Origin of the sequence: Nocardia sp. CDC160, from assembly GCF_035818795.1 — a bacterium.
Classification (GTDB): domain Bacteria; phylum Actinomycetota; class Actinomycetes; order Mycobacteriales; family Mycobacteriaceae; genus Nocardia.
Genome location: NZ_JAYKYT010000002.1, coordinates 1272122 through 1298445, shown reverse-complemented (window position 1 = coordinate 1298445; position 26324 = coordinate 1272122). Strand labels below are relative to the sequence as shown.

Annotated in this window: 30 protein-coding genes; 15 read left to right on the top strand and 15 right to left on the bottom strand. The window is 66.2% G+C overall.

Annotated features, from left to right (window positions below):
- Positions 1-14: 14 nt before the first annotated feature.
- The gene (locus tag VMT40_RS13545; RefSeq protein ID WP_326358329.1) at positions 15-1292 is read right to left on the bottom strand and encodes an acyl-CoA dehydrogenase family protein; all 1278 of its coding nucleotides are present in this window, start codon (positions 1290-1292) and stop codon (positions 15-17) included.
- Between the two features lie 167 nt (positions 1293-1459).
- On the opposite strand from VMT40_RS13545, the gene VMT40_RS13540 reads away from it, so the two are divergent.
- From VMT40_RS13540 to VMT40_RS13520, 5 genes are all read left to right on the top strand, one after another.
- Positions 1460-1672 (top strand): hypothetical protein, encoded by a 213-nt coding sequence (locus tag VMT40_RS13540; RefSeq protein WP_326358328.1) that lies wholly within the window; start codon positions 1460-1462, stop codon positions 1670-1672.
- A gap of 6 nt (positions 1673-1678) precedes the next feature.
- Positions 1679-2641, top strand: coding sequence for a hypothetical protein (locus VMT40_RS13535; RefSeq protein ID WP_326358327.1), 963 nt, complete (start codon positions 1679-1681; stop codon positions 2639-2641).
- Between the two features lie 411 nt (positions 2642-3052).
- A complete protein-coding gene (locus VMT40_RS13530) occupies positions 3053-4786 on the top strand; it encodes a hypothetical protein (protein WP_326358326.1) in 1734 nt (577 codons plus the stop codon).
- Positions 4787-4821: 35 nt separating this feature from the next.
- Complete coding sequence (locus VMT40_RS13525) at positions 4822-5715, top strand: alpha/beta hydrolase family esterase (protein ID WP_326358325.1); 894 nt, start codon at positions 4822-4824, stop codon at positions 5713-5715.
- 17 nt (positions 5716-5732) lie between these two features.
- Positions 5733-7343 (top strand): hypothetical protein, encoded by a 1611-nt coding sequence (locus VMT40_RS13520; RefSeq protein ID WP_326358324.1) that lies wholly within the window; start codon positions 5733-5735, stop codon positions 7341-7343.
- 12 nt (positions 7344-7355) lie between these two features.
- Here the strand turns inward: VMT40_RS13520 and VMT40_RS13515 are convergent, their stop codons facing one another.
- From VMT40_RS13515 to VMT40_RS13505, 3 genes are read right to left on the bottom strand one after another with little or no spacing between them, the layout of a single operon-like run.
- Positions 7356-7796 (bottom strand): YybH family protein, encoded by a 441-nt coding sequence (locus VMT40_RS13515; RefSeq protein ID WP_326358323.1) that lies wholly within the window; start codon positions 7794-7796, stop codon positions 7356-7358.
- Positions 7793-8056 (bottom strand): hypothetical protein, encoded by a 264-nt coding sequence (locus tag VMT40_RS13510; RefSeq protein WP_326358322.1) that lies wholly within the window; start codon positions 8054-8056, stop codon positions 7793-7795. Before VMT40_RS13510 ends, VMT40_RS13515 begins: the two co-directional genes overlap by 4 nt.
- Positions 8057-8080: 24 nt before the next feature.
- On the bottom strand, positions 8081-8545 hold the full coding sequence (locus tag VMT40_RS13505; RefSeq protein ID WP_326358321.1) for a DUF4254 domain-containing protein: 465 nt from the start codon (positions 8543-8545) through the stop codon (positions 8081-8083).
- 152 nt (positions 8546-8697) lie between these two features.
- Here VMT40_RS13505 and VMT40_RS13500 point away from each other — a divergent pair, with 152 nt between their 5' ends.
- Both VMT40_RS13500 and VMT40_RS13495 read left to right on the top strand, forming a co-directional pair.
- Positions 8698-9606, top strand: a complete 909-nt coding sequence (locus VMT40_RS13500) for a helix-turn-helix domain-containing protein (protein ID WP_326358320.1) — start codon at positions 8698-8700, stop codon at positions 9604-9606.
- Positions 9603-9797 (top strand): DUF397 domain-containing protein, encoded by a 195-nt coding sequence (locus tag VMT40_RS13495; RefSeq protein WP_326358319.1) that lies wholly within the window; start codon positions 9603-9605, stop codon positions 9795-9797. Before VMT40_RS13500 ends, VMT40_RS13495 begins: the two co-directional genes overlap by 4 nt.
- A 37-nt stretch (positions 9798-9834) precedes the next feature.
- On the opposite strand, the gene VMT40_RS13490 is transcribed toward VMT40_RS13495, so the two are convergent.
- Positions 9835-10422, bottom strand: coding sequence for a TetR/AcrR family transcriptional regulator (locus tag VMT40_RS13490; RefSeq protein WP_326358318.1), 588 nt, complete (start codon positions 10420-10422; stop codon positions 9835-9837).
- Positions 10423-10535: 113 nt separating this feature from the next.
- Here VMT40_RS13490 and VMT40_RS13485 point away from each other — a divergent pair, with 113 nt between their 5' ends.
- Positions 10536-11696, top strand: a complete 1161-nt coding sequence (locus VMT40_RS13485) for an acyl-CoA dehydrogenase family protein (protein WP_326358317.1) — start codon at positions 10536-10538, stop codon at positions 11694-11696.
- Between the two features lie 155 nt (positions 11697-11851).
- Here VMT40_RS13485 and VMT40_RS13480 read toward each other — a convergent pair whose 3' ends face one another.
- The gene (locus tag VMT40_RS13480; RefSeq protein ID WP_326358316.1) at positions 11852-12430 is read right to left on the bottom strand and encodes a TetR/AcrR family transcriptional regulator; all 579 of its coding nucleotides are present in this window, start codon (positions 12428-12430) and stop codon (positions 11852-11854) included.
- A 148-nt stretch (positions 12431-12578) separates the two neighbouring features.
- On the opposite strand from VMT40_RS13480, the gene VMT40_RS13475 reads away from it, so the two are divergent.
- Positions 12579-12989 carry a VOC family protein gene (locus VMT40_RS13475; RefSeq protein ID WP_326358315.1) on the top strand — a complete coding sequence of 137 codons (411 nt, stop codon included), beginning with the start codon at positions 12579-12581 and terminating at the stop codon, positions 12987-12989.
- 92 nt (positions 12990-13081) lie between these two features.
- Here the strand turns inward: VMT40_RS13475 and VMT40_RS13470 are convergent, their stop codons facing one another.
- The 5 genes from VMT40_RS13470 to VMT40_RS13450 all read right to left on the bottom strand — a co-directional run bounded on the left by VMT40_RS13470 (position 13082) and on the right by VMT40_RS13450 (position 18726).
- On the bottom strand, positions 13082-13906 hold the full coding sequence (locus VMT40_RS13470; protein WP_326358314.1) for an alpha/beta fold hydrolase: 825 nt from the start codon (positions 13904-13906) through the stop codon (positions 13082-13084).
- Positions 13907-14021: 115 nt separating this feature from the next.
- A complete protein-coding gene (locus tag VMT40_RS13465) occupies positions 14022-14921 on the bottom strand; it encodes a hypothetical protein (RefSeq protein WP_326358313.1) in 900 nt (299 codons plus the stop codon).
- A 95-nt stretch (positions 14922-15016) separates the two neighbouring features.
- On the bottom strand, positions 15017-16912 hold the full coding sequence (locus tag VMT40_RS13460; RefSeq protein WP_326358312.1) for an ABC transporter ATP-binding protein/permease: 1896 nt from the start codon (positions 16910-16912) through the stop codon (positions 15017-15019).
- Positions 16913-16978: 66 nt separating this feature from the next.
- Positions 16979-17725: a TIGR03943 family putative permease subunit gene (locus VMT40_RS13455; protein ID WP_326358311.1), complete on the bottom strand. Its 747-nt coding sequence runs from the start codon at positions 17723-17725 to the stop codon at positions 16979-16981.
- On the bottom strand, positions 17722-18726 hold the full coding sequence (locus VMT40_RS13450) for a permease (RefSeq protein ID WP_326358310.1): 1005 nt from the start codon (positions 18724-18726) through the stop codon (positions 17722-17724). The genes VMT40_RS13455 and VMT40_RS13450 overlap by 4 nt, the downstream gene beginning before the upstream one ends.
- Positions 18727-18870: 144 nt before the next feature.
- On the opposite strand from VMT40_RS13450, the gene VMT40_RS13445 reads away from it, so the two are divergent.
- Positions 18871-19731: a class I SAM-dependent methyltransferase gene (locus VMT40_RS13445; protein WP_326358309.1), complete on the top strand. Its 861-nt coding sequence runs from the start codon at positions 18871-18873 to the stop codon at positions 19729-19731.
- An 88-nt stretch (positions 19732-19819) separates the two neighbouring features.
- Here the strand turns inward: VMT40_RS13445 and VMT40_RS13440 are convergent, their stop codons facing one another.
- Entirely contained in the window at positions 19820-20119 is a 300-nt protein-coding gene (locus VMT40_RS13440; RefSeq protein WP_326358308.1) for a hypothetical protein, read from the bottom strand.
- 210 nt (positions 20120-20329) lie between these two features.
- Between VMT40_RS13440 and VMT40_RS13435 the strand changes: the two genes are divergently transcribed.
- From VMT40_RS13435 to VMT40_RS13415, 5 genes are read left to right on the top strand one after another with little or no spacing between them, the layout of a single operon-like run.
- Complete coding sequence (locus VMT40_RS13435) at positions 20330-21262, top strand: metal ABC transporter solute-binding protein, Zn/Mn family (protein WP_326358307.1); 933 nt, start codon at positions 20330-20332, stop codon at positions 21260-21262.
- Between the two features lie 9 nt (positions 21263-21271).
- Complete coding sequence (locus tag VMT40_RS13430) at positions 21272-22171, top strand: metal ABC transporter ATP-binding protein (protein ID WP_326358306.1); 900 nt, start codon at positions 21272-21274, stop codon at positions 22169-22171.
- Positions 22168-23073, top strand: coding sequence for a metal ABC transporter permease (locus VMT40_RS13425; protein WP_326358305.1), 906 nt, complete (start codon positions 22168-22170; stop codon positions 23071-23073). The genes VMT40_RS13430 and VMT40_RS13425 overlap by 4 nt, the downstream gene beginning before the upstream one ends.
- The gene (locus tag VMT40_RS13420; protein ID WP_326358304.1) at positions 23070-23939 is read left to right on the top strand and encodes a metal ABC transporter permease; all 870 of its coding nucleotides are present in this window, start codon (positions 23070-23072) and stop codon (positions 23937-23939) included. Before VMT40_RS13425 ends, VMT40_RS13420 begins: the two co-directional genes overlap by 4 nt.
- Complete coding sequence (locus VMT40_RS13415; RefSeq protein ID WP_326358303.1) at positions 23911-24348, top strand: Fur family transcriptional regulator; 438 nt, start codon at positions 23911-23913, stop codon at positions 24346-24348. The genes VMT40_RS13420 and VMT40_RS13415 overlap by 29 nt, the downstream gene beginning before the upstream one ends.
- Here VMT40_RS13415 and VMT40_RS13410 read toward each other — a convergent pair.
- The 3 genes from VMT40_RS13410 to VMT40_RS13400 are packed head-to-tail and all read right to left on the bottom strand — an operon-like array spanning position 24303 to position 26317.
- Positions 24303-25019: a cation transporter gene (locus VMT40_RS13410; protein ID WP_326358302.1), complete on the bottom strand. Its 717-nt coding sequence runs from the start codon at positions 25017-25019 to the stop codon at positions 24303-24305. The genes VMT40_RS13415 and VMT40_RS13410 overlap by 46 nt on opposite strands.
- A complete protein-coding gene (locus tag VMT40_RS13405; RefSeq protein WP_326358301.1) occupies positions 25019-25348 on the bottom strand; it encodes an ArsR/SmtB family transcription factor in 330 nt (109 codons plus the stop codon). The genes VMT40_RS13410 and VMT40_RS13405 overlap by 1 nt, the downstream gene beginning before the upstream one ends.
- Positions 25349-25384: 36 nt before the next feature.
- A complete protein-coding gene (locus VMT40_RS13400; protein ID WP_326358300.1) occupies positions 25385-26317 on the bottom strand; it encodes an FAS1-like dehydratase domain-containing protein in 933 nt (310 codons plus the stop codon).
- Between the last annotated feature and the right edge of the window lie 7 nt (positions 26318-26324).

Sequence of the window (26324 nt, the reverse complement as noted above, 5' to 3'; positions counted from 1 at the left end):
GGGTGAGGGGACTCCTAGCGGGGTGCGGGCCAGGCGCGCGGATCGCGGCGGGTCGCGTCGCCACGGACGCTGCCGAAGAGTTCCTTGGCGATCTCCTTCAGCTGCAACTCATCCGCGCCCTCGGTAATGCGGTAGCGGCGGTGGCGTCGGTAGATGTGCTCGAACGGCATGTGCCGCGAATAGCCGACCCCGCCGCAGGTCTGCATGGCCTGATCGGCTGCGGCACAGGCCAATCGGTTGGCGCGGTAGTTGCACATGGCGACCAGGTGGCTGAGCTTGTGCGCGTCCGTGGAGTCGAGTTGTGCGGCCACATCGCGGATGAGGCCGCGCACCATGGCCGCCTCGGTGTGCAGTTCGGCCAGCGCGAAACGGATCGCCTGCTTACGCGACAGCGGTTTCCCGTGCAGCAGACGGGCATTGGCGTAGTCGACCGCCTCGTTGATGCAGTACTGCGCCGCGCCCAGACTCTGCGCGGCCTGGCGCATGCGCTGATCGTGGACGAACGTGAGCAGCGGCAGCAGGCCCAGATTCTCCTGCCCGAGCATGGCCGAGTGCGGCACCCGCACCTGGTTCAGGGTGATCTCGGCGTGGTCGCTGGGCATGTTCATGGTCCACCAGAAGAACTCGGTGTCGAAGCCGGGCGCGTCGGTGGGGACGATGAACGCCGTAATGCCCAGGGGCTCACCGGGATTGCCCGCGGTGCGGGCGAAGACCAGGTTGTGGGTGGCCACATCCATGCCGGACTGCCAGCGTTTGACGCCGTCGATGATCCAGTCGTCGCCGTCGCGGATCGCGGTGGTTTCCATGCGCAGCAGATCCGAGCCGACATTCGGTTCGGTGAGGCCCATGGCGACCCGGCGTTCGCCGACGATCATGGCCTCGAGCCACTCTCGCTTCTGCTCCTCGGTCGCGGCCGCGTGGAAGGCCAGTTGCACCGGGAAGTTCCCGACCACCGCCGACTCGTAGAGCGGGTCGTCGTGGAGTCCGATGCCGCGCAGGCCCAGATGTTCACGGATGTAGGCCATTTCGAGGTTGGACGCGCCCCGTCCGCCCAGCTCCTTCGGCAGCCCGTAGCGGAACCACCCGGCCGCCTCCGCGCGTCGCCGCATCTCCACGATCAACGCGACCCACTCCGCGCGGGGGCGGCCGTCATTGTCGAAGTCGGTTCGCGCGTATTCGCGGCGGTGATCGAAGAATTGCGGATTGGCCTGTTCCAGCGGCTGAATCTCCGCCGCCAAGAAGGCGTCCAGCGCGTCCAGTGTGGCTTGGATTTCGGCCGGAGTCTCATACATGGTCGTGGCCTCCTCGAGCTGAAATTAACAGACGTGTAGGCGAGCGGCAATGGTCAATTTGACACTGTTGTATGTATGGTGGGGTTGGGGTGCAGGTCGACGGGGGGAACGACCGTGCGGATCTGTGACCCGATGCCGTCTCATTCGTTGGAAGCGAGAAAATCCCAGTGTCGGAACAGAATCCGCTGCTCGCGGAGTTGAAAGAGCCCCGCGAGATTCTCGAGCGACTCACCCCGGAGGAATCCGCGCGGCTGCTGACCCTGCTGCGTCGGGCGCAACGGGATCAGCAGCGCAGCCTGGACGCCGCCATCGACGGCAGTCTCGAGGTGCTGCCGCGCTTGATCCGCATTCCCGCCCGCAAGATCCTCTTCGGAAAGTGAATCACCGTGACCGACATGATGACCCGGGCCCAGTTGACGATTCTGGCCCAGACGCTCGGTGCCGATCCGGCGGATCTCGCCTTCCTCGAACGCCTGGGCGCACATGACATCCGGGCTCTCGGCGAGGCTCTCTCCGACGCCCTGTTCGACTCTCTCGCACCGACATTCGCGCGCCTTAGCAAGCTGGCCCCGCTGGTGCCCAATGCGCTCGTGATCACCGTGGCGCAGAAGGCGATCCCGCCCGAGGTGGGTGGTCGCGCCGGGGGAGCCATCGGCATGGACCATCCCGACCGCGCCCCCGCTATTCTCGGCGGACTGTCGCCGACCTACCTGGCCGACGCCGCTCCCTTCGTCGATCCGCGCGTCATCCCCATCTTCGCCCCGCGACTGGCCGCCGAGTTGCTCATCCCGTCGGCGAACGAATTGCTCCGCCGCCGCGACTATTTGACGGCCTCCCGCTTCGTGGAGCACGCCACCGAACAACTCGTCCGCGAATTCGAACGCGGCATCGACGACGACGAGGGTCTCATCCGAACGGCGGCCCTGGTCTCCTCGACCGACCGCCTCACCGACATCTTCCGTGTGGTCACCCCCGCCCGCCGCGAACGCATAGCGGCCACCGCCCTCGCGGGCTCACCCGACACCGTCCTCGCCCTGCTCTCGGTCCTCGCCCGCGTCGATTCCGACATCGCCGCACCCCTGTGCAACCAGGTCTTCGGCGGTGCCGACGTCGCCCGCACCCTCGAAATCGCCACCACTCGAGGCGCTTCGACCGAATTCCTCGACATTGTCGACCACCTGACCGACGAGACCCTCGCCGCGGTGGTCGACTCGTCCTACTTCACCGACGAAGCGCGACTAGGCGTCCTCGAACAGGCCGCCACCACCGATCAGCGCCGCCGAGCCTGGCGCCGCCTCGCCCACGCGACCTCCCCCGCTCCGCCGACGGCCACCAGCGCCGCCGGATGATGTCGGGGGAGACATCCGGCGGCGCTGGCGTCCGGTACCACCCCGAGTGACAGTGGGGTGATCTACGAGCCGCGAAGGGGTGGGCTCGTAGCTTGGCCACCGACCAGCGGATATCGGGGCGCCCGGAGATGACTTCGGCCGAGATCCGTTGGTGCGGCAACGATTTCGACGGTAGATCAAGATCGTCGAAATGTCTGTATTCGGCCGCCGAATTAGGGCACTGTGCCCGCAGTATTAGGGGCTTGTGCAAACGACCGGTCTGTATTCCACCTCGGTTGGGTTACGGAGTGCCGGGGTGACCGGGGTGGCCTCATGATTGATCTTCGAGGACACGGGTTCTCAGGTGGTTGGGTCCCTGGCGGTGGTGTCGTAATCCTTAATATGACACTGTTGTTTAGGCTAGGGGACGACATGGATCGCGCTAGGCGGATCGGTAGGGGGCGGCGGTTCCGGGCCTGGTCGAAGGGGCTGGGTGTGGCCCTCGCGGTGGGGCTGATCGGGTACGGCTCACCGGCTGCGGCGGAACCGATTGCGGCGGTGCAGCCGCCGGACCCGACCTACCCCTTCACCGAATTGGGCATTCTGGCCAGTGGCCCGCTGCATGATTTGCAGACGCCGGGAATGCTCGACTTCTGGGTGCGGGCCGGGGTGCTCGACAATCTCGGGCATGTGAGTGGTGAGTTCAAGGATTTGCTGGATCCGGCCACGTATCTGGCTCCGGACGCGCGGCAACGGCAGCTCGCGGCGGCGCAAAAAATTTGGGACGCCTTCACGCACAACACTCCGTTCGGGCTTTCGACGCCGCCGCATCCGGATCTGCTGCCGAACTGGAGTCACGACGGGAACTTCACCGACAATGTCGCCGACGCGCAACTCGATGACGATTACGACAATCCCGCAGCGCGGGAGGCGCAGTTCCGGCTGCCGTGCGTAAACCCGGACGGCACGGTGTTCTTCGAGAACACCGATGGGTTGTGCGTGGCGGGTGACACCGCGACCACATTTCGGATGGGCACCGTCAAGAAGTTCGAAGTCATTGATTCCCTGGGTATTCCGCTGATCGCGAAGGTCTGGTTCCCCGAGGGAGCGGAGACGTCCGGGCAGAAGTATCCGGTGACCGTCATGGCACCCGGCGCGACCTCTCCGCAGCATGCGCAGGCGATGGAGTTGATGGAGGCCGCACGCGCGGGCTTCATCTCGATCAGCTTCGATCAGGCCGGTAATGCCACCAACCCGAACGGCAATGTCGGCGACATGTTCCTGCCGCTGCTGGGTGATCCGCACTGCGCGACGCCCGGTGGCTGCCACGACGTGCAGGACATGGTGCGCTGGGTCAATCGCATGGAGATCACGCCTGTCGCGGATCCGAACAATGAGATCGGGAATGTGCTGCGCGGCATGAATCCGCGTCTGGTGCGGGCGAATCCGGCGTTCGCGCCGACGGGGGACAATATCGAGAATCCCTGGGCCGATCTGATGGATCTCGATCACGTCAATCTGTGGGGGCAGTCCTACGGTTCCGTCGGCGTCACCACCTATCCCTATTACCAGAGCATCGGCGTCGGCATGGACGGCCGCCCGCTACCCAAGGTGAGCTCGATCGTCGGCCTGTCCGGATTCAGCTACGGCCCCGCGGTGATTCCCATGCAGCTGCAGACGGCCGACTTCGATATTCCGGTGCCCGCCGGATTCGCGATCACACACACCCCGAACGGGATCCTGGACGCCACCGACGGCGCGATCGGCACCAAGGAGCTCTACGACACCCTGCGACGCGACCACCGCGGTGATGCCCCACTGCAATTCATCAATATCGAGGGCGGCACCCACGGTGAGGCGGTGAACTGGCCGTTCATTCCGCGCAATGTGGCGTCGAAGTATCTGTCGAATCACTACGCCATCAGCTGGTTCCAGTGCTACGGCCGCGCGGACGCCGACGAAAACGCCTGTGCCGCACTGAAAGAGCCGCAAGCTGGACTGTCACGAGCCGTGCCGTCCGAATACTCGCCGGAGGGCCCGGCGGGACCGAGCCTGTGCCTGAACATCCCGGACCGCGCCACCCTGGCCCAGGCGGTCTTCCGCCCCGACGACTTCCTCCAGGCCAACTGGGGAACGCCCCGCTACGACTGCACCCCGCAGCAGTAATCGGCGCTCGAATCGACCGACTCGAAGGGATATTCATGTTCACGCGTGTCATGCTGGCGCTCGTCGCGCTGCTGATCGGGTCCGCGCTGATATCGCCGCTGGCCGCACCCGGCCCGGCCCAGGCGGCGGTACCCGGCTGTTCGACCGCGCCCACCGAGGGCATTTTCGGCCTGACCCGTCAGGTGGCTCCCAGCGGCCGCGGCTACACGCTGTACGTTCCGCCGGGTGTCTCCGACCACGCGAGCCTCGTCCTCGACCTCGCGGGTGCGGCGGTGCCCACGCTCGCCGAACTCGCCACCGACGGCTGGCGGCAGTTCGCCGACGGCAAGGACCTGATCGTGGCCTGGCCGGACGCCTCCGGTGTTGGCAGCCTGTTCTGGAACTACGCCGAGAACTCGAACGATGTTGCGGCACTGCGGGATGTGGTCTCCGACATCTCGGCCAAGCACTGCGTGGACGCGCGCCACGTCCATGCGTGGGGCTGGTCCAATGGCGCGATGATGGCCCATCGGCTCGCCTGCGACGCCGGTGACGTGTTCGCCTCCGTCGCCGCCTACGAGGCACCGTGGTTCCCGACCGGCGTCAATCTGGCCGGTCCCATGGACGGGGACTTCCGGCTGTTCACCGGATGCGCGCCCAAGCGCCCGATATCGGTGGGCGTCTTCGAGGCGGCCCTGGACTTCAACTACTGGCTCAACCCGTCCATGCACACCGAGTGGGTGAACCGAAACCACTGCGGCCCCAACCGGATTCCGGACACCGGTGCCCAGCCGACCACCGAGGGCACGCGCTGGACCGACTGCGACGGCGGCACGGAGGTGCTGTGGCGGGTCTACGTCCTCGGGATCCATCAGCCGCCGTTCTGGCTGGCCCCGGACATGCTCGACCGCACCTGGCAGCTGTTCCGCGACAACCCGTTGCCCGCGTGAGGAATTCAGGAGAAGCGATGCGTGGCGTCCTGCTACCGGTGCTCGTCGGCGCGCTCATCGCGGGCACGGCCGTCATCGCCACGGCTCGCGCCGAGGCCGCCGACGCGGAGATTCTCTCGGTGATCGACGGTATCGAGGTGAGTCATGTGCGGCTGCACGATCCGCTGCCCGCGTCGACCGGGCCGCATCCCGCGGCGTGCGATGACATCGAGTATCTGCGGTATCGGCTCGCCGACGGTCCCGATGATCCACAGCGGGCGGACGCGGTCTTGGTGGCCCAGCCCGCCGCGTTCATGGGCGCGTTCTCCATGGATCGGGTGGCGCGCAATGTTTTGACTGAAATGCGTGGTCGCGGTGAACATTCCGAGTGGTGGTCGCTGCCGCAGCGCAGCGGCTGCGCCTTCGATACCACCGGACTGGCGACCGGCGACGCCGACGCGGCCTTCGGCTACTACTACGAGGGCGCGGAGGTCGACGGTCGTCGGTTCGACGGCTTTCATCCGCCTGCCTTCCTCGCCGACATCGGCCTGAAGCAGATGGCCCACGACGAGTACACGGTGCTGACCACACGGTTGCCGTCCGCCGAATTCCGTTCCAGCCGAGTGTTCTGCGGCGGTCACGCCGACGGGGCGCTGGCGACGGCGGCGTTCGGCGCATGGGATTTCGACGGCAGCCCCGGCTCCAGTCTGTGCGCCGGATTCTTCGGGCTGGATGGCCTGATCAACACCGACTGGCTGGGCATGGGCTCGAATCCACTGGTGCAGTTGGCATCCGGTGCGATCGGCGGTCGCGGCTATCTGGCCGCGGTGCAAGCCATGCGCTCGGGTGCCGCGCCGGTGACCTTCGCGGGCATACCGGGCGTCGCCGCGCAGGCGGTGACCATGCTGCCGATCGCGGGGCTCGGTGCCGGGCCGGGGGAGACGGATCTGAACCGCCGCATGGCGTCGAATGCCGCGTTGGCATCCCTCGCGCGACCCCTGTACGCGGGCTCGTATCCGGAAATGCTCACCGGCGCTGGCGGACTCGGGGATGACAGGCTCACCGGTGACGCGTTCCTGGGCGCGCTGTTCGGGAATACCAGCGCCAACCTGAGCATCCTGCAAACCAGCATCGGTGACTTCGACGGCCCGGTCGCCCCCAAGACCTTCCCGCTGCCGAGCCGCGCGAACGGCCCGGCGTCGGGTCTGCTCGGCACCGCCGCCCGCATGACGCCCACCGACCCGAACCACCTGTACGGCTGGCGAAGTGGCGGCACCGTCGACATCCACGACCTGAGCCGTCAACTCGGCCTGGTCAGCGGCGATCTCGCCTATGTCAACCCCTACTACACCACCCGCTTCTTCCTCGATCTCCTCGCGGCCTTCGGCGGAGACCGCTCTCCCGCAGCCGATCTCGGTTCTCTGCGATACGAAGCGGAACTGCGATCGAAGCCGACCCTGACCGTAATCGGCGACGCCAGTCTGCAAATGGACCTGTACCCGAAACTGGGACTGCTCCCCGCCGACACGGTCTACGCCCACGGCTACACCCACCAGGACGTGGTGACCGGCGCGACGCCCGACGACGGTACGGAACCGGTCGCCGCGGCCGTCGCGACCTTCCTCACCGCCCGGCTGCCCGCCCGGTAGTGACCCACCCGGTCAGGCGGGCTGGTTCATCTCCGTGGGCAGCCAGGCTTGCAGGTTGATTGGGTTGATCGGAACCGAGATGTGTTCGTGGGTGATGAGCCACTGGCCGTTCGTGCGGCGGAGGCAAGTGGTTTCGCGGACCCAGATGGCGCTCTGGAGGCCGCCTTTTCGGGTTCCCGAGTCGAGGTGCAGCATGTTGGCGAAGGCGGTGTCGCCCTCGGTGACGACGGTCAGTTCGTGCGTGTCCAGGCTGATGGGTCCCTCGTAGCCGTCGAACCAGCGCAGGAAGTTGGCGCGGACCTCGGCGGTGCCGGTGAAGCGCAGTGGGGGAACGACGTCGTAGTAGACGATGTCGGGGGGGTAGTGGCGCATCAGCGCGTCGATGTCCTTCGACTGCTGGGCCTCGGCGCGGGTCTTCAGGAACGTCTCGAGCGCGAAATCGTTGGCGGTCATCGCATCCTCCATTCGGTAGGCCCGGCGGCGGCGGCCTTCTCGGGTGCCGCCGAGGTGGTTTCACTGCTTCGACGACGCAGCTCTCGCGAATGTGAGGTGGCGCTGGTCCCGGTATCGCGCTCGACGCGGGAGGCGATGGCGGCCACCGACCAATAGTCGGATGTGGCTGCGGGATGGTGGCGGGGGTTCAGCGATATCAGCCAGGTTGCGGCGATGCCGGTGGTCAGGCCGATGAGGAAGGGCAGCCAGAGGGTGATCATGGGGTGCCTCCGTCGGTGGGATGCTCAAAACTGTTGGTGTTGAAGGTCTTCGGGGTGGGTGGTGATGAAGTCGGGGATGCGGCGGGTGCGGGCGGCCAGGTCGTGGGAGAGTTCGGCGTAGGCCAGTGAGAGTTCGGCCAGGCGGGTCCAGGCCCGGTGAAGGCCGCATCCGGAATCGCCGGTGTCGAGCGCGGTATGAGCGTCGACCGAGAAACGGGCCAGACGGTCGACGACCATGCCGAGGGTCTCGGTGTGCAGTGCGGCGGCGGCGAACGGGCGCGGCAGCTCGTGCGCCGTCCAGCGGTCGATATCGCGGATCAATCGCACACGCGCGCAATCGATCTCGTACATCGCATCCGGTGCGGCGGCATCGCGCGCCTCATGCAAGCTGGCCAGCTCGTATGCGGCCCGCAAGACCGGATGGGCCGAGTCGACGCTACCCGCGCACGCCTCCAGGAGCAGATCCTTCGACGGCAGGAATGTGGTCATTGCGTGCTCCCCTCGGCTTTTCACGTTCAGGAGTTCAGTAGACACCTGCGGCAATAGAATTGGGAATGTCCAGCTAGGTTTGTGCAGAAAATGATTGGCGTTCCAGCTAGAGCATTCCAGGATGGAGTCACCCAGATAGCGAGGCAAACGAAATGGTCGGATCATCGCTTCCCAGAAGAGCTCTCGGCCGAAGGCTTCGTAGTTATCGAGAACAAGCAAATAAGAGCCAATTGGCGGCCGGTCTGCATATCGATCTTTCGCCGCAGAGCATCGGTCGGATCGAAGACGGGCAGAAGGTCAAACTCTCCACCGGCCAGATCCGAGATCTACTCGATCTCTATGGGGTGCCGGTCGACGGCGCGGAGCGCGAGGAAGTGCTGGGACTGTGGCAGGAGGTCAAGGATCAGGCTCAAGCGGCGAAACTGGCTGGCACGACCAAGGGTTGGTGGCAGGCATATACCGACCAGTACGCGCCGCACTTCGACCATTACCTCGGACTCGAGGCCGTAGCGACCCATTTGACCACCCATCAGGTCGTCTTGTTGCCCGGACTGCTGCAGACGGCCGGATATCGACGGGCGGTCAGTGAGATTGCCTATCCGGACCATTCCGCGTCCGATATGGACCGGCGGCTGGAATTGGCGTCGCACCGGCAGGTTCGTTTGTCGGACAGTAACTTTCGCGTCGATGTCCTGCTATCGGAGGGGGTTCTGCGGCATACGCCCGGCGGCCCGTCCGTCATGGCCGACCAGTTGAACCATCTCCTCCAGATGACCGACACCCGACCGAACGTATCTATTCGGGTCGTGCCATTGAACTCCGGAAGCCATCTGGGATTGCTCGTCCAGTCGTTCACCCTGTTGGAATTTCCACCCCTGGCGAACCATCTCGTCGAGCCGCCCATCGTCTACGTGGAGGGCTACGAGGGTGGGCTGTATCTGGAGCGACCCGACATGATCGAACGTCATCGCCGGGCGATCAGCGACATTCAACGAGTAGCGTTGAGCGAGGATGACACCAAGCAGTTGGTGCACCAGCTTGCGAAGGAGTACGTGGCGTGACTTCAGATCTGTCCAATGCCCGCTGGTTCAAGAGCACCCGCAGCCAGCCGAACGCGGATTGCGTCGAGATCGCCCATCTTTCGGCAGGCGGGGTTGGCGTCCGCGACTCGAAGGATCCGAACGGCCCCGCCCTGGTGTTCTCCGGCGACCAGTGGGACAGCTTCCTCGCCAGCGAAATCTGGCGCGGCTGAACTACATCGGACGCGAATTCAGCATGTGCGGCCCGGGTCAGTCGCGGACGGTGATCGTGAGGCGGGGCTTGTCAGCATCCGGGGATTCGGTGACGCGCTCCCAGACCGCGTCGATCATCGGGGCCAGGAGTAGTTCGCCGAATTGGCTCACCAGGACGTCGACGATCTGTGTCGATTCGCGGCGGGTGGTGGAGGCCAGGCCCGCTTCGCGGAGGATGCCGACCTCGCGGCGGGTTAGCTCGATGAGGGATTCGAGCAGGCGCATTTGGGTTTCCGCGGGTTCCAGGACCGCGCGGCGGACGTAGTTCACGACGGCGGGGTTGTCGCGCAGCATTTTTCGCACGGCTTCGTTGCGGGCGGCGGCGTTCTCGCCGGGGGTTCCGGCCAGCGGCACCGAGGAGACCGCGGCGGCGAAGTAGTCGACGACCAGCTGGTCCACCGCGTCGATGAGGCCCGCCTTGGTCTTGAAGTGGTGCTGCACCAGGCCCAGGGTGACGCCCGCCTCGGCGGCGACCGCGCGCAGCGAGACCCGCGATTCGCCGTACTGGGCGAACAGGTCCATGGCGGCATTGCGAATGCGCGCCTTGGCGGTGAGGTCGTCGTTGGTGGCCCTGGGATTCAGCATCTGCCCTCGTTCGTCGGAATGCAGTGATTCTACGGGCGGTAGTAGGCAGTGGGTCGCAAGTAATGAATCCGCTACCATTGACCGGCCGACTATACAACCGTATCGTTCCTGCAATGTCCGAACTTTTCCCCGACTACCGGCCCACCTGGGAAACCGACGAGCACCGCGAGCTGCGCAAGCATGCCGCGGAGTTCTTCCGCAAGGAGGCCGTGCCCCATCGCGAGCGCTGGACCGGGCAGCGCATGGTCGACCGCGAATTCTGGAACAAGGCGGGCGACGCCGGTCTGCTCGGCCTGGATCTGCCCGAGGAATTCGGCGGTGCGGCAGGTGATTTCGGTATGCAGGCCGTCGTGCAGGAAGAGCTGGTCTACGCGCACGACAACGGTTTCGGGTTCTCCGTGCACTCACCGATCGTGTCGCACTACCTCTACAAATACGGCAATGAGGAACAGCGCGCGAAGTGGCTGCCGGGCATCATCAGTGGTGATCTGGTGCTGGCCATCGCCATGACCGAGCCGGGCACCGGATCGGACCTGCAGTCGGTGCGCACCACCGCCATTCGCGAGGGCGACCACTACGTCATCAATGGCTCGAAGACGTTCATTTCCAACGGCACCCACTGCGATCTGCTGGTGATCGTGGCCAAGACCGACCCGTCCCAGGGTGCGGCGGGTGTGTCGCTCATCGTGGCCGAGACCAAGGACCTGCCGGGCTTCGAGCGCGGGCGGGTGCTGGAGAAAATGGGCCAGCACGCCCAGGACACCCGCGAGCTGTTCTTCTCCGACATGCGGGTCCCGGTCGCCAATCTCCTTGGCGCGCAGGAAGGTCTGGGCTTCTACCAACTCATGGAGCAGCTGGCGCGGGAGCGGCTGATCATCGCCAGCCTGTGCTCGGCGCTGGCCGAGGCCGCGGTGCTCGAGGCGCTGAAGTACTCGCGGGAGCGGGAGGCGTTCGGACGCCCGATCGGCAAGTTCCAGCACAACGCGTTCACCCTCGCCGAGGTCAAGACCGAGGCGCTGGCCATAAAGACGTTGGTGGACTACGCGATTCAGCAGTACATCGACGGCAAGAACGATCCCGCCACCGCCTCCATGGCCAAACTGTTCGCCGCCGAGACCTGCGACAAGATCGTCGACCGTTGCCTGCAGCTCTTCGGCGGCTACGGCTACATGATGGAGTACCCGATCGCGAACATGTACACGGGTTCGCGCGTGAACCGAATCTACGGCGGCACCAGCGAAATCATGAAGGAGATCATCTCCCGCTCACTCTGAGCCCCGCCGGATTCACAGGCAGACGACCGAGCGCAGGACTTCGCGGCGACGCAGTTTCGACAGCGCTTGTTCGACCTCGCTCGGCCAGCATAAACGCGGCTACCGACAGCCTCCGGCTTCAGCCGTGGTGCAGCCGATAGGTAGCGGCGCGAACCTCACGCGGTTCGTTCGGTGCCGAGCAGGCGCTCGAGCATGGTGGTGACCTCGGTGACGTCGGGTGGGTCGGGGGTGGTCATGCCCTGGATGGTGATGCCCATGGCGAGGGCGGCGGCGGTGCGGGCGGTGAGGGGGTCGGTGTAGCGGGCGATCGCGGCCGCGGTGGCGCGGGTGAGCTGGTCGGCGATCGGGCGCAGCTCCGGGCGACGCATGGCGGCGAAGAGGAGGTCGCATTCCATGGCGGTGAGATCGCGCCCGGCGGTGTAGGACTCGACCAGCGCCTGGGCGAGGGCGGGGACGAAGTCGCCGAGGCCGGTGAATTCTCCGGCCTCGTGGAACGCGTCGAGGTAGGCCGCGAAGCGGTCGGCGACGCGTTGCAGCACGGCCCGCATGATGTCGTCGAGGGTCTTGAAGTAGTAGGTCGTCGCGCCCAGGGTGACGCCGGTCTTCTCGGCGACGGCCCGGTGGGTCAGGCCCGCGACGCCACGTTCGAGTAACACCTCCTCGGCGGCGCTCAGGATCTCCTCGCGTCGGCGTTCCGGGTCGCGACGCCGTCTTTTCGGTGCCTGATCGGCCATGAAGACAACCTTCCGCAAATTGGTGGCTACCGGTTGTCGGTTACCGGTACTACACTGGGCGACTATTGGTACAAATGTACCTTTACATCTGTAACAGTCGCTGCGTGCCGCACCGGGAAGCATCTCAACTCACGAAGGGAGATTCGTCATGCCGTTCATTCCGTGTCTGGGCGTCGCCGACACCTCGGCGAGCATCGCCTTCTATCAGCGCCTCGGCTTCGAGGTGGATTCGAGCACCGCACGCCCCGGCGACGATTTGCACATGCTGTCGTATCGCGGGCAGTTCTGCGGAATGCTCTACAGCAATGCCGATCTGAAGAACTGGCTGCCGGTACTGGCCGGGCAGTCCATCGGCTTCACCGGCATGTTTTACCTGGGCGTCGACGACTTCGAGCGGACGTTCGAGGAGTTCTCCGAGCACGCCGAGATCGTGAAACCCGTTGTCTCCGACCACAATGGCCAGCGCGAGTTCTATTTCCGCGATCCCGACGGCTATGTCATCGGCATCAACGACAATGCCGCGCTGCGGTCCAGCGATCTCGGCAAGAAGTACGCCTGATGGACCCGGGCGCGAAAAGCGCGCACCGCTTCGGTTCGCGCTTTTCGCATCGGGCGGGTGGCGGTGGCCGCCACCTCGAGGTCGGCCGTTGCTCAGGAGCGGATGAAGGCGAGCAGGTCGGCGTTGATGGTGGCGGCCTCGGTGGTCGGCATGCCGTGGGGGAAGCCCGGGTAGGTCTTGAGCGTGCTGTTGGGCAGTAGTTCCGCCGAGCGGACGCCGGTGTTGTCGATCGGGACCACCTGGTCGTCCTCGCCGTGCATGACGAGGGTGGGGATGGTGATCTTGGTGAGTTCCTCGGTGAAGTCGGTCTGGGAGAACGCGACGACGCCGTCGTAGTGCGCCTTGGCGCCGCCGTTCATGCCCTGCCGCCACCAGTTGGCGATCACGCCCTCCGACGGCTGCGCCCCGGGTCGGTTGTAGCCGTAGAACGGTCCTTCGGCGAAGGTCCGGAAGAAGTCCGAGCGGCGGGTGGCGACCTGCTGCTGAATGTCGTCGAAGACCGACTTGTCCAGTCCGCCCGGATTATTGGCGGTCTTGACCATGATCGGCGGCACGGCACTGATCAACACGGCCTTGGCCGCACGATCCTGGCCGTGGCGGGTCAGGTAGCGCACGACCTCCCCGCCGCCGGTGGAGTGACCGACATGCACCGCATCGGTCAAATCGAGATGGTTGACGACCGCCGCCAGATCATCGGCGTAGTGATCCATATCGTGCCCGTCGGCAACCTGAGCCGACCGACCATGCCCGCGCCGATCGTGCGCAACCACCCGAAACCCATGGTTCACGAAGAACATCAGCTGCGCGTCCCAGTCGTCCGAGGACAACGGCCAACCATGACTGAACACAATGGGTTGCCCAGTACCCCAATCCTTGTAATAGATCTCCACACCGTCGGCCGTGGTGATGATAGGCATTCGGGACTCCTTCGAGTTGATGATCGACGCCGAATCATCGTGCGGCATCCCAGGTTTCGCGCGCCCCGCCTAACGAGCCACGAAAACCGCATTTTCGGCCAAGGAGTCCTATCCGTCAGCGGGAATCGCCGAAAAGCTCGGTTGTCGACGTGGCCTCGAGTGATCGGGCTCGCCACCGGAGCAGCTGTTCCCGGTCGGCGCAGGATGTGATTCGGGTCCGGTCTTCGTCACCCACCGGGATCCCGCGCTGTTCGAGAATGAACAAAATCGTGTCCGACAGCGTTTCGGCCTCAGCGGCCGCCCGTCCTTCCTCGCGCCCTTCTGCGCGCAGGCGCTGGGCGGTCTCCGATCGGAAGAATGACAGCTCCACGGTCATCAACTTCCTCCACTGGTCGGCAGCCGGGGTGCTGCCCAGGCTGAGTTCGGTGTATTCGGCGAAGACCCAGCGGGCATCCTCTTTCTCCAGGGTCTTCAGCGCTGTGGACAGCGCCTTCAGTATCGCACCGATCTGGGGATCGGTGGCGTGCGTCGCCGCCGACAAGGCTGCCAGCGGGATATCGGCCGCCGCGGTGTCGACGTCGGTGACCACGGGAACGTTGTGTGGGCCGAGGACCAGTGGGCGGGTGGTCAGGCTGGGCCAGAACGGCAGGCCGACATCGGGTAACGAGCTGGCCCACCGCGCCGTCGCGCGATCATGGCACACGACGAGAAGGATGACCGGGAGGTCGTACTTCGCGGACAAATGGGCAATGTAGTAGGTCCACGCGGATGGCTTGCCCGCGTCGCTGTGGCCCTGCGCCTCGACGATCAGCAGAAACTCGCCCTGCCCGGTAGCGATGCGCAGGAGGGTATCGACACGGCGTTCGAGCGGTCGGTGTTCGGTGAGATCTGTGGTCAGCACCGTGACCTCGGTGGGATCTGGGAACGGTAGCGCCAGGGCGCGGAACGCGCGTGCGAACATGGCCGGGTCGTGCTGAAAGATCCGATGCATTGCCTCGTGCCGGGCACTCACCATGGGTGAGAAGGCTATCGGCGCAATCGAATTGGCGGGCGAGCTGTTTGAATGTTGTCCGTATTGTCCGAGAGTCGTTGTGGAACACGCGAATTCAGTTACGGCACAACCTCGAGTGGGGTGAAGGTCCAGGGGCCGCCGCCGGTGATTTCGAGGCGGTGGTTGTGGTGGCGGTCTACTGTGCTGCGGTGGGCGACGCTGACTAGGACGGTGTTTGGGGCTTCGGTGCGGACCAGGTTGTAGAGGGTGTATTCGAGGCCCTCGTCTACGGCGGAGGTGGCCTCGTCGAGGAAGGCTAGTTTGGGTTGCAGCAAGAGGATTCGGGCGAATCCGATGCGCTGCTGTTCGCCGGGGGAGAGGGTAGAGCCCCAGTTGTCGTCCTCGTCCAGGCGGTCCACCAGGTGGCCCAGGTTGACCTTGATGAGGATTTCGCGCAGGGCCGTGTCGTCGACCGCGTCGGGGGCGGCCGGGTAGGTGATGGCTTCGCGTAGGTTCCCGAGCGGCAGATACGGGCGCTGGGACAGGAACAGGGTGTCGTTGCCGGGTGGGCGTCGTACGGATCCCGCTGTGTAGGGCCACAATTCGCCGATGCTGCGCAGGAGTGTGGTCTTGCCGACGCCGGAATCGCCCTTCACGACCAAGGCGTCCCCGGGCCCGAGGCGCAGGGACAGGTCGGTGATCAACGGTGTGCCGTCCGGCTTGCTGACATTCACCTCCGCCAGTTCGAGTCCCTCGGGCAGATCGCCGCTGCCGATGGTCGGCAGTTCCCGCGCCTTCTCGTCGGCGTCGCGCAGTCCGTCGAGACGAACGAGGGTGGCACGGGTGTAGGTGAACGCGTCATAGGAGTTCTGCGGCATGGACACCGCGGTTTGCAGGCTGGTGAAGGCGCTGGCCGCCTGCTGAAGATTGCCGAGCGTGGTGAGGCCCTGCAAAACCTGTGGGCCCATGATTATTGCGATGAAGATCTGTGACGTCTGGTTGGTCAGTTGGTTCCAGCCGTAGAACTTGACCAGCCGATACACCCGCTCCCACGTATTGGCGATGACGCCGTCGAACCGGGCGTCGAGACCGCTGCGTTCCTGGCTCTCACCGTGGTAGAAGGCGACGTTCTCCGCATTCTCACGCAGCCGAACCAGCCCGAAACGGTAATCGGCGGTGCGGCGTTGGAATAGGAAGTTCAATCGGATCAATGGGTGGCCGATCCAGAACGCGACGACAGTGGCGAGCAGGGTGAAGATGATCACCGAGAAGGTCAGCGCTCGGGGAAATTGGTGGCCGAACAGCTCCAGCGGGAGCGACAATCCCCAGAGAATCGGCGTGAACGAAACAACGGTGAGTCCGCTGCCCACCACCCCGCCACCGGGCACCGTGTACGGGCCGATATTGCCGCCGAAAGACAGCGCGAAGATGCCGTTCACGAAATCCTGGACATCCTGCTGAATACGCTGGTCGGCATTGTCGATGGTCTGGTCGATGAAACGGTTGCGGTAGTACGCCTTTCCCGCCATCCAATCGTCGAGATAGCGCTTGTTGAGCCACTTCCACCAATGGATCTGGAAGGCGTAGTTCAACCAGTAGATGGCCATGGTCATGACTACGGAGATGGCGGCGAGAATGGCGAAGACCACCACACTCCGCCAGAACAGTGTTTCGGCATGATCCTGTGCGGCCGCATCGTGCTCGGCCAGCGCCTGCACCCCGAGCTGAAGCGAGGAATACATGTCGTTGTAGTAGTAGGTGAACAGTACATTGATGCGCACCGAATAGACCGCCAGCACGATCACGATCGCCAACAGTCCCCAGCCGGGCCAGTTGTCGCGGCTCTTGAAATACCCGCCGGTGATCCGCCAGAACATCCGCCCCCAACCGGTGAACCTGATCAATCCAGCGGTGACCGCAAGGAAAACAGCCGAGGTGATCACAAAACCCTTCGCGATCCACCAGAGGCTGTGGAAAAGCTCATGACCCCAGTCGAGTCCGGATGCGCCGATCATGCGCGGCAGAATAACGGCCTTCGCTGGGAATATCGTGTCAACTCGATGCGGACGGAAAGCCGCGCCTCAGTGGGGGAGTTCGTAGGTGCGGTCCGGGGCCGGGATCCGGTGGTAATCGCTGACGTCGAAGGTGGGGACCCTGGCGTGGTCGCGGGTGGCGCTGCCGGGTTCGACGGTGCCTTGGATTTCGAGCCAGGTGTCGTCGGGGATGGGTTCGTGGATGCCGGAGAGGTGGACGTAGATGTAGGTCGCGTCGGCTACGCAGCAGGTGATGAGCATGCGGGCGAGGTCGATGGTGGAACCGGCCTGGCGCGGTTGGCCGTCGGAGCCGAGGCCGACGATGAAGCCGCTGATGGTGACCTGGCGGCCGTCGAGGGAGTGGGTGGAGTCGAACAGGGCGCGCTGCACGAGGTTGTAGATGGTGAGGGAGGGTGCGGGGTCGTTCGGGAGGGATGGGAAGGCCATCATGTTGGGGTCGCCGGTCGGGCCGGTCGAATTCACCTGCGCGGGAGCCGAACTCGTGATCGCCCCCGCGCCGAGCGCCGGGGGTGCGATGAGCAGCAGGGCGGCGACGGGAGCAAGCAGTGCCCAGTGCGCGCGGCCGGTGCCGTGCTCGTGTGCGTCGGGGGGATAGCCGCGGCGGACATCGCGCACGATCGACACGAGCCCCAACAGGAGGAATCCGACGCCGCTGATCACCAGGAAGGGGAACAGCCCGGGCTTCACATAGCGCAGGTAGCCGCCGTCGAGCGCGGTCCACAGCACCGCGCCACCAATGAACAGCAGCAACACATTCTGGGTCTCCCGATTCACCGCGCACCTCCGAGGAAGACGTATCCCGCGACCGTGCCGCACCCTATCGCCACCGCGAAGGTCAACGGCGAGAAGCGAATCGCGAAGCGGCGGCCGAAACTGCCCGCCTGCATGGCGAACAGCTTCACATCGACGGCCGGGCCCACGACCAGGAACACCAGTCGGGGCAGCAGCGGCAGGGTCGACATGCTGGACGCGACGAAGGCGTCGGCCTCCGAGCACAGCGCGAGCACGATGGCCAGCACCGCCATCACCGCGATCGCCAACACCATCTGCCCGCCCAGCCGCTGGTACCACGCGGGCGGCACCAGCACACGCAGGGCGGCCGCGGCTCCCGCGCCGAACACCAGAAAGGCGCTGGCCTGCAATAGATCATGGCGTGCGGCCTCGGTGAAGACCTCCCACCGGGTACGTCCGGTGGCGCAGTGCTCGTGGGCGTCGGCCCGGGGCAGCATCCATTCCGGGCGACCGATCCGCGACCACAGCATTCCCATGACCAGCGCGGTGCCCAGGGATCCGGCGAATCGGGCGGCGACCATTCCGGGTTCGCCGGGGAACGCGACCGCGGTCGCCACCAACACCACCGGATTGATCGCCGGGGCCGACAGCAGAAAGGCCAGTGCCACCGAACTCGGCGCACCCTGCTCGATCAACCGCCGCGCCACCGGCACCACACCGCATTCGCATCCCGGCAGCGCCATCCCGGCCAGCCCCGCCACGCCGATCGCGGCGGTCTCGTTGCGCGGCAACGCCTTACGCAGCAGCGCGGGCGAAACGAAGGCGGCGATGACGCCGCTGACCAGCACGCCCAGCACCAGGAACGGCACGGCCTGAACGAACACGCCCACGAATACGGTTGTCGCGGTCTGCAATCGTGGCAGCGCACCGACGGCCGCCGCCAGCCAGGTCTGCCCGATCATCCCGACGGCTACCAGCACGGCCAACACATACGTCGAGGACACCTGGACGCGTTTTCCGCGCCGCGTGAGCTGATCGACCATCGCTCCATCGTGACAGGGCACGAGGCCGTGTGCCGTGGGACCTCACAGGGGTACTCTATTGGAAATTGTTTTCAATAAGGAGATGGCCGTTGCCGCGGCGAATGTCGTTGCCGCAGCGGCCGTCCGCCGATGGATGGAGCATGTATGTCCACTACCACTTCGGGTGAGGATCGCAGCCGACTCGCATTGACGCCGGTGGAGGAGACGCTGGTGATCCCGCTCTACGGGCGCGCGGTCGAGACCCGCAAGCCGCGGGGCCTGCTGCGCGACGACAGCGCCGTCCGCATCGTCGACGGAATCGACTACGACTTCGGCAAATTCGACGGCGGCCCCAGCCTGATCGGCACGGTGGTGCGCACCTGCATCTTCGACGCCTGGGCTCGCGAGTTCCTCACCGCACACCCCGCCGCCACCGTCATCGAACTGGGCGCGGGCCTGAGCAGCAGATTCGATCGCCTCGACAATGGTTCCTGCCACTGGTTCGATCTGGATCTGCCCGAGGTGATCGAACTGCGCCGCCGCTACTTCGCCGAGAGCGACCGCTCTCGGATGATCGCCGCATCGGTGCTCGACCCGGCCTGGTTCGACGAGATCGCGCAAGCCCCCGGGCCGTATCTGTTTCTCGCCGAAGGCATGCTGATGTACCTCGAGGAGGCCCAGGTCCTGGAAGTGCTCTCGGCTCTGGTCGAGCGCTTCCCCGGCAGCTCGATCGCCTTCGACACCTGCGGCCGGAAAATGATCGACACGCAGGATCGGCACGATTCGCTGAGCAAGATGACCGCGCGAATGCGCTGGGCCTGTGACGATCCCGCCACCCTGAACGCGATCGGCCTGACCCTGCGCGACTCCCGCACTCTCGCCCGGCCGCAGGCGGACATCCGCCGGGCCCTGCCCCGGCGGCAGCGCTGGATGATGGATCTCGCCGCCCGCCTCAATCTGCGCGACTTCGCGAACTACCGCGTCAACCTCTTCGAAATCACGCGAACCGCCGGGGAATCCCGATAGCTGGAACGAACCGGCCGCTCACCCGCGATGTGTGGGCGAGCGGCCGGTGCCGTCCCGCCGTTCGTATCGAACCGCGGGGCAGGCGAAGTCAGTGCTCGTCGTAGTGACCCTCGTGCGCCGCGTGCCGGTGGCCGTCGTGGATGTAGTCGACGTGATCGCCGTGCGGAACCGCGACGTGTCCGCAGCCCTCGCCGTGGCGGTGGTCGTGGCCGTCGTGGGCGCTGTGCCCGGTCGGCTCGCATTCGTCGTAATGGCCGTCGTGTGCCCGATGCAAATGTCCGTCGTGCACGTAGTCGACGTGGTCGGCATGCGGTACAGCAACGTGCCCGCAATTGGGCCCGTGCGCGTGATCGTGATCGGTGTGCAGGGTGTGGCTTGCCGTGGACATCGCTTCCCTTCGTTCGCTCCGAATCGATCGATTTCATTGCCACATTAGTACGTTCGCATCTATTTGCGCAGGTGTGGCTGTCATTCCGCGAGTTGACGTTCGCCCGATTTTTCCAATCGGAAGCATGGGATCTCGGCTGGAAATCATGTTGTCAAACCTGCTACTTTCATGACAACGATTTTCAGTTCCAAGTTTGATGAGGGAAGCACGATGGCTCGACCGAGTATCAGCAAACGCGTGATGGTGGCGGCGATGTGCGCCGCGGCGCTCGTCACGGTCGTGACGGCATGCAGCACGTCCTCCAAGTCCTCCGACTCGTCCGGCGGCAAGCTCGAGGTGGTCGCGACCATCAACGCGTGGGGCAGCATCGCGGCCCAGCTCGGCGGCGACAAGGTGCACGAGACCAGCATCATCAGCAATCCGGACACCGATCCGCACGACTACGAGGCGACGCCCGCCGACGCCCGCACGGTGGCGGGCGCGAAGGTGTTCATCGCCAATGGCATCGGCTACGACGCCTGGGCCGACAAGCTGCTGGCCGCGAACCCGGGCAAGGATCGCACCGAGCTGAACATCGGCAAGCAGCTGGGCGTGGCCGAGGACGGCAACCCGCACCAGTGGTACTCGCCGGACTCGGTGGCCAAGGTCGTGGACGCCATCACCGACGACTACAAGAAGGCCGACCCGGCCGACGCGGCGTATTTCGACCAGCAGCGGACCACCTTCAACACGGTCACGCTGGCGAAGTACAAGGGCCTGGTCTCCGATATCAAGTCCAAGTACGCGGGCACCCCGGTGGGCGCGAGCGAGTCGATCTTCTCGCCGCTCTCGGATGCGTTGGGGCTCAAGCTGATCACGCCCGATACCTTCCTCCGGGCCATCAGCGAGGGCACCGATCCCGCGCCCGCCGACAAGGCGGCGATCGATCAGCAGATCGCGACCAAGGCCATCAAGGTCTACGTCTTCAACAGCCAGAACAGCACCCCGGATGTGCAGGCGCAGGTGGACGCGGTCAAGAAGCAGGGCATCGAGGTCTCCACGGTGACCGAGACCCTCGCCCCGGCCGACGCGACATTCCAGGATTGGCAGTCGGCCCAGTTGCAGTCGTTGGAAGACGCGCTGCACAAGGCGACCGGCAAGTAGGTGACCGACATGGACACCAGGGCCGCGATGGACGACATCGCGGCCCCGTCGCCGGTTCCGGCTCCCTCGTCCGTGGTCCGTATGAGGGGGACCGCGGCCGTGGTCGGTGGGAAGCGCATCTGGTCGGATGTGTCCCTCGACGTGGAGCCCGGGCAGTTCGTCGCCGTGCTCGGTCCGAACGGGGCCGGGAAATCCACACTGCTGAAGGCGGTGCTGGGGTTGACCCCGACCGTGGCGGGCACGGTCGAGGTGCTGGGCGGCAAGCCGGGCCGCCGCAATGCGGGCATCGGTTACCTGCCGCAGCGGCGGGCCTTCGACGCGAGTGTGCACATTCGCGGCATCGACATCGTGCGGCTCGGTCTCGACGGGACCCGCTGGGGTACGCCGATCCCCTGGCTGTCGAGACTGCTTGCGCCACAGCGGTTCAAGGCGCAGCAGGCGCGGCTGCGCGAGGTCATCGAACTGGTCGGCGCGAGCGCCTACGCGCATCGGCCCATCGGGTCGTGCTCCGGCGGTGAGCAGCAGCGACTGCTGATCGCCCAGGCGCTGGTGCGTCATCCGCGCCTGCTGCTGCTCGACGAACCGCTCGACAGCCTCGACGTGCCCAGTCAGGCCGGAATCAGCGCCCTGATTCGCGATATCTGCCGACGCGAACAGGTCACGGTGATGATGGTCGCCCACGATGTGAACCCGATCCTGCCCTACCTCGACCGCCTCGTATACGTCGCGCGCGGAACGGTTTTGAGCGGAACGCCGGAAGAGGTCATCAGCGGCGAGCGGCTCAGCGCGCTCTACGGCATCCCGATCGAGGTGCTGCGCGACAGCACCGGCCGCCTGGTGGTGGTCGGTCAACCGGATGTCCCGCCGGGGCACGGGCTCACGGATCCTGTGGTAAGGCCGGAACTATGAATCCGGTGGCCACCTGGAATGTGGTGCAGGACTGGACGGAAATGCTGTCGTACCCGTTCATGGTCAACGCGGTGCGGGCGGGTTCCATCGTCGCGGTCGTGGCGGGAGCGGTCGGCTGGGTCATGGTGCTGCGCCGGGAAAGTTTCGCCGGACACACCCTCGCCGTGGTCGGGTTCCCCGGCGCGGCGGCGGCCACCTGGCTCGGATTGTCCGCCGGGGCAGGGTATTTCGCGGCCTGTATCGGTGCGGCCGTGGTCATCGCCGCGCTGCCGCGCGCGACCCGATCCCGCGGCGGTGAGCAGTCGGCGGTCATCGGCATCGTGCAGGCCTTCGCGCTGGCGGCCGGGATGCTGTTCGTCAGCCTGTACAAGGGTTTTCTGTCGGGCCTGACGAACCTGTTGTTCGGCACCATCGCCGGTGTCACCGACACGCAGGTCATCGCGCTGCTCATCGCGGCCGTGCCGTGCCTGATCGTCCTGGCGCTGCTGGGCAGGCCGCTGCTGTGGGCCTCGATCGACTCGGAAACCTCTGCCGCCCACGGTATTCCGGTGCGGCTGCTGGGGACGGCGTTCCTGTTGCTGCTCGGCGTCGCGGCCGCGGGCACCAGTCAGGTGACCGGCAGTCTGCTGGTCTTCGCGCTGCTCGTGGCTCCGGCCGCCGCGGCGCACCAGCTCACCGGTCATCCCGGTCTGGGCGTGGCGGTCGCGATCGGGATCGCCCTGGTGGTCACCTGGGCGGGCATGGCCTTCGCGTTCTACTCCCCGTATCCGATCGGATTCTGGGTCAGCACTTTCGCTTTCGGCTGCTATCTGCTGTGCGCCGGGGTACGGCGCTGGCTCGATCGGCGACAGCAGCACGTCGCGGCGGCACCCGCCGGTGCGGTTGTGGAGGCCGCGGCATGAGCGCTGTCACCACCATGTTCTCGCACCCGTTCATCGATCATGCGCTGCTCGCGGGCACCGCCGTGGCGGTCCTGTGCGGGCTGGCGGGCTATTTCGTCGTGCAGCGCGGCGAGGTTTTCGCCGGGGACGCGCTCGGCCATGTCGCCTACGCGGGCGCGATGGCGGCACTGGCCGCCGGAATCAGTCCGCGCGCAGGGCTTTTCCTAGCGACCATGGCCGCCGGTCTGGCGCTCGGGTTCGGCGGCGCGCGCGGCGGCGCCGACGATGTGGCGATCGGCTCGTTCTTCTCGTGGGTGCTGGGCCTGGGCGTGCTGTTCCTGACCTACTACACCACCCACCGCAGCGGCGGCAATGGCAATGCGAACGTGAATGTCTTGTTCGGCAGCATCTTCGGCATCAGTGCCGCGGCGGCGGCACAGGCCGCGCTCATCGCGCTGGGGGCCATCGCGGTGCTGCTGGCGATCGCGCGGCCACTGCTGTTCGCCACCATCGACCCCGCGGTCGCCCGGGCATCGGGTGTCCCCGTGCGGGTCCTGGGCGCGGTGTTCCTGGCCCTGGTCGGCGCGACGGTCGCCGAGGCCACCCAATTGGTCGGTGCGGTGGTGGTTTTGGGACTGCTCGCCGCGCCACCGGCCACCGCCGCGCGGCTCACCAACCGTCCCTGGTCGGCGTTCTGGCTGTCCGCCGCGCTGGCCACCGTGGCGGTGTGGGCGGGCATCGCGCTGTCCTACGCCATTCCGGCGGCACCGGCCAGTTTCACCATCACGGCCGTCGCCACCTCCTGCTACCTCGCAGCCCTCCTGTTCGACCGACTCCGACGATACCGAGTTCGAGCCCATGTCATACCAGGACCGTCGATCCCCTGACCCGCTGCGCCGTCGTCGGCGCACGACCCCACGCCAGCGCGCGCTGCTGGAATTATTGAAGCGCGACAACCACTTTCGCAGCGCCCAACAGTGGCACGCCGAATTGCGTACCACCGTGGGCGTCGGACTGACCAGCGTGTATCGCATCCTGCACCAGTTCGCCGAACAGCATGTGGTCGAGACCCAGCGCGCCGAGGACGGCGAGCTGCTCTACCGCCTGCGCGACACCGCCGAGCACTACCACAACCTGCTGTGCCGAATCTGCGGGCGCGCAGAGCGATTCACCCTCGACGCCCTCGAACACCACACCGAACACGTCGCGCGTCAATACCGCTACGCCGACGTCAACCACCACCTCGACCTCTACGGCACCTGTCCCGACTGCGCCGGTGTGGCGCAACAGGAGTGATCGGATACGGAGAGTTCGGGTGTTGTGGCGCAGCAGGTGTCGCCGCGGCGGGCGGCGAGACCCTCCTTGATCGCGATCCCGGCGATGGCGAGGGCCGCCGCCGGGTCGGCCCAGGACCAGCCGAGCAGGCTGTTGAGCAGCAGGCCGACCAGGAGGACCGCCGACAGGTACGTGCACAGCAGGGTTTGTTTGGAATCCGCGACCGCGGAGCCGGACCCGAGCTCCCGCCCGGCCCGGCGCTGCGCCCAGGACAGGACCGGCATGACGACCAGACTGAGTGCCGCCAAGCCGATTCCGACCGGCGAGGGCCGGGCCTCGTTCCAGCCCAGCAGGGACGCCGTGGAGTCGACCGTCAGATAGGCGGCCAGCGCGAAGAACGAGAACGCGATGATCCGCAGCGCGGTCTTCTCCCGGGCCTCCGGATCGCGACCCGCGAATTGCCAGGCCACCGCGGCGGCGGAGGACACCTCGATCGCCGAGTCCAGGCCGAACCCGATCAGCGCGGCCGAGGAGGCCCGCGTTCCCGCGCCGAGCGCCACGATCGCCTCGATCACGTTGTAGGAGATGGTCGCCGCCACGAGCCAGCGGATCCGGCGGGCGAGTTGCGCGCGCCGGTGCGGTGCGGGCGAGACGTCGGGGCGTGGTGCGGGCATCCCCAGCAGGTGCGACATCAGCAGCACCCCTGGGCGTCGCTGTCGGCGCAGCAGGCCGGATCCACCGCGAGCACCAGGCCCAGCAGATCCTCGAGCGCCCGCGCGATCCGCGCATCGGCCAGCTCGTAGCGGCTGCGCCGCCCCTCGGGCACGGCGACGACCAGTCCGCAACCCCGCAGGCAGGCAAGGTGATTCGACAGGATCTGCCGAGACACGCCGATCTCCTCGGCCAGCCCCGACGGATATCCGGGCGCGTTCCGAAGGCTCAGCAGGATGCGGGTGCGCGTCGGATCGGACAGGGCGTGACCGAACCGGGCGAGCGCGTCGAAGTGCAGTGCTGTCTCCACCCGTGAGACAGTACAGCAATATCTGTATTCAGAAAATCATGTACTAATGATTGCGGTGGCGTGATGGAAGGCTGCCTGGTCCTGTGCGTGGGCGGTGAGATCGACCGTCGCGGTGCCCTGGCTGTCGACCGCGCGGACCCGGGCCGCGTACCGCAATCGGGCGGGTTGTGCTTCACGAATGTGAACCGGGCTGGCGAACTGGACCGCGTATGTCCGTGCCCAGTCGGGTGTTCCGAACGTGGCGGTCAGATAGGACGCGCCGAGGCCCATGGTGAGCATGCCGTGGGCGACCACGCCGGGCAGGCCCGCGGCGCGGGCGACGGTGTCGTTCCAATGGATGGGGTTGTTGTCTCCGGAGACGCCCGCGTAGTTGACGAGGTCGCCGCGGGCCAGGCGAAAGGTCCGTTGCGGCAGGTGTTGTTCGGCGAGAAGCGTTGTGCCAGAGCGCGGCGTGGGCTGGGCATCGGATTTGGCCGAGGCCGGGAGGCTTGACGCCGTGGGAGCCGAAAGTTCCTCCATGGCAAGGGCTTCGGCGGAGCCGTCGAGTTCGGCGGCAGGGCGATCGAGGAGGGTGGTGTGCACCGTCTGTACCGGGCCCGCATCGCGCTCGCTGATGGTGGTGGTGACCACCAACAGGTCGCCGGTGCCGGTCGGGTGGACCGAGTCCAGGGTGACCTCCCAGTACAGCCGGTCCCCGGCGAGGGTCGGGCGGTGGACTCGTAATTCCTGCTCCACGTACAGCAGTCGGTTCGGCGCACGGTCGGCCAGTAGGTCTCGCAGCATGGAGCGCTGGGCGAGCGTGCCGGTCGAGGACGCGAAGGTCACCGGCGCGACCAAGGCTGGGTAGCCGAGGGCGCGGGCGGCATCCTCGTCCCAGTGCGCCGGATGGAAATCCTGTACGGCCCTGGCGAATTGGCGAATGTTCTCGCGGCCGACCGCGTAGTAGTCGTCGGTGTGGCGGCGGTTCACGTCCGGG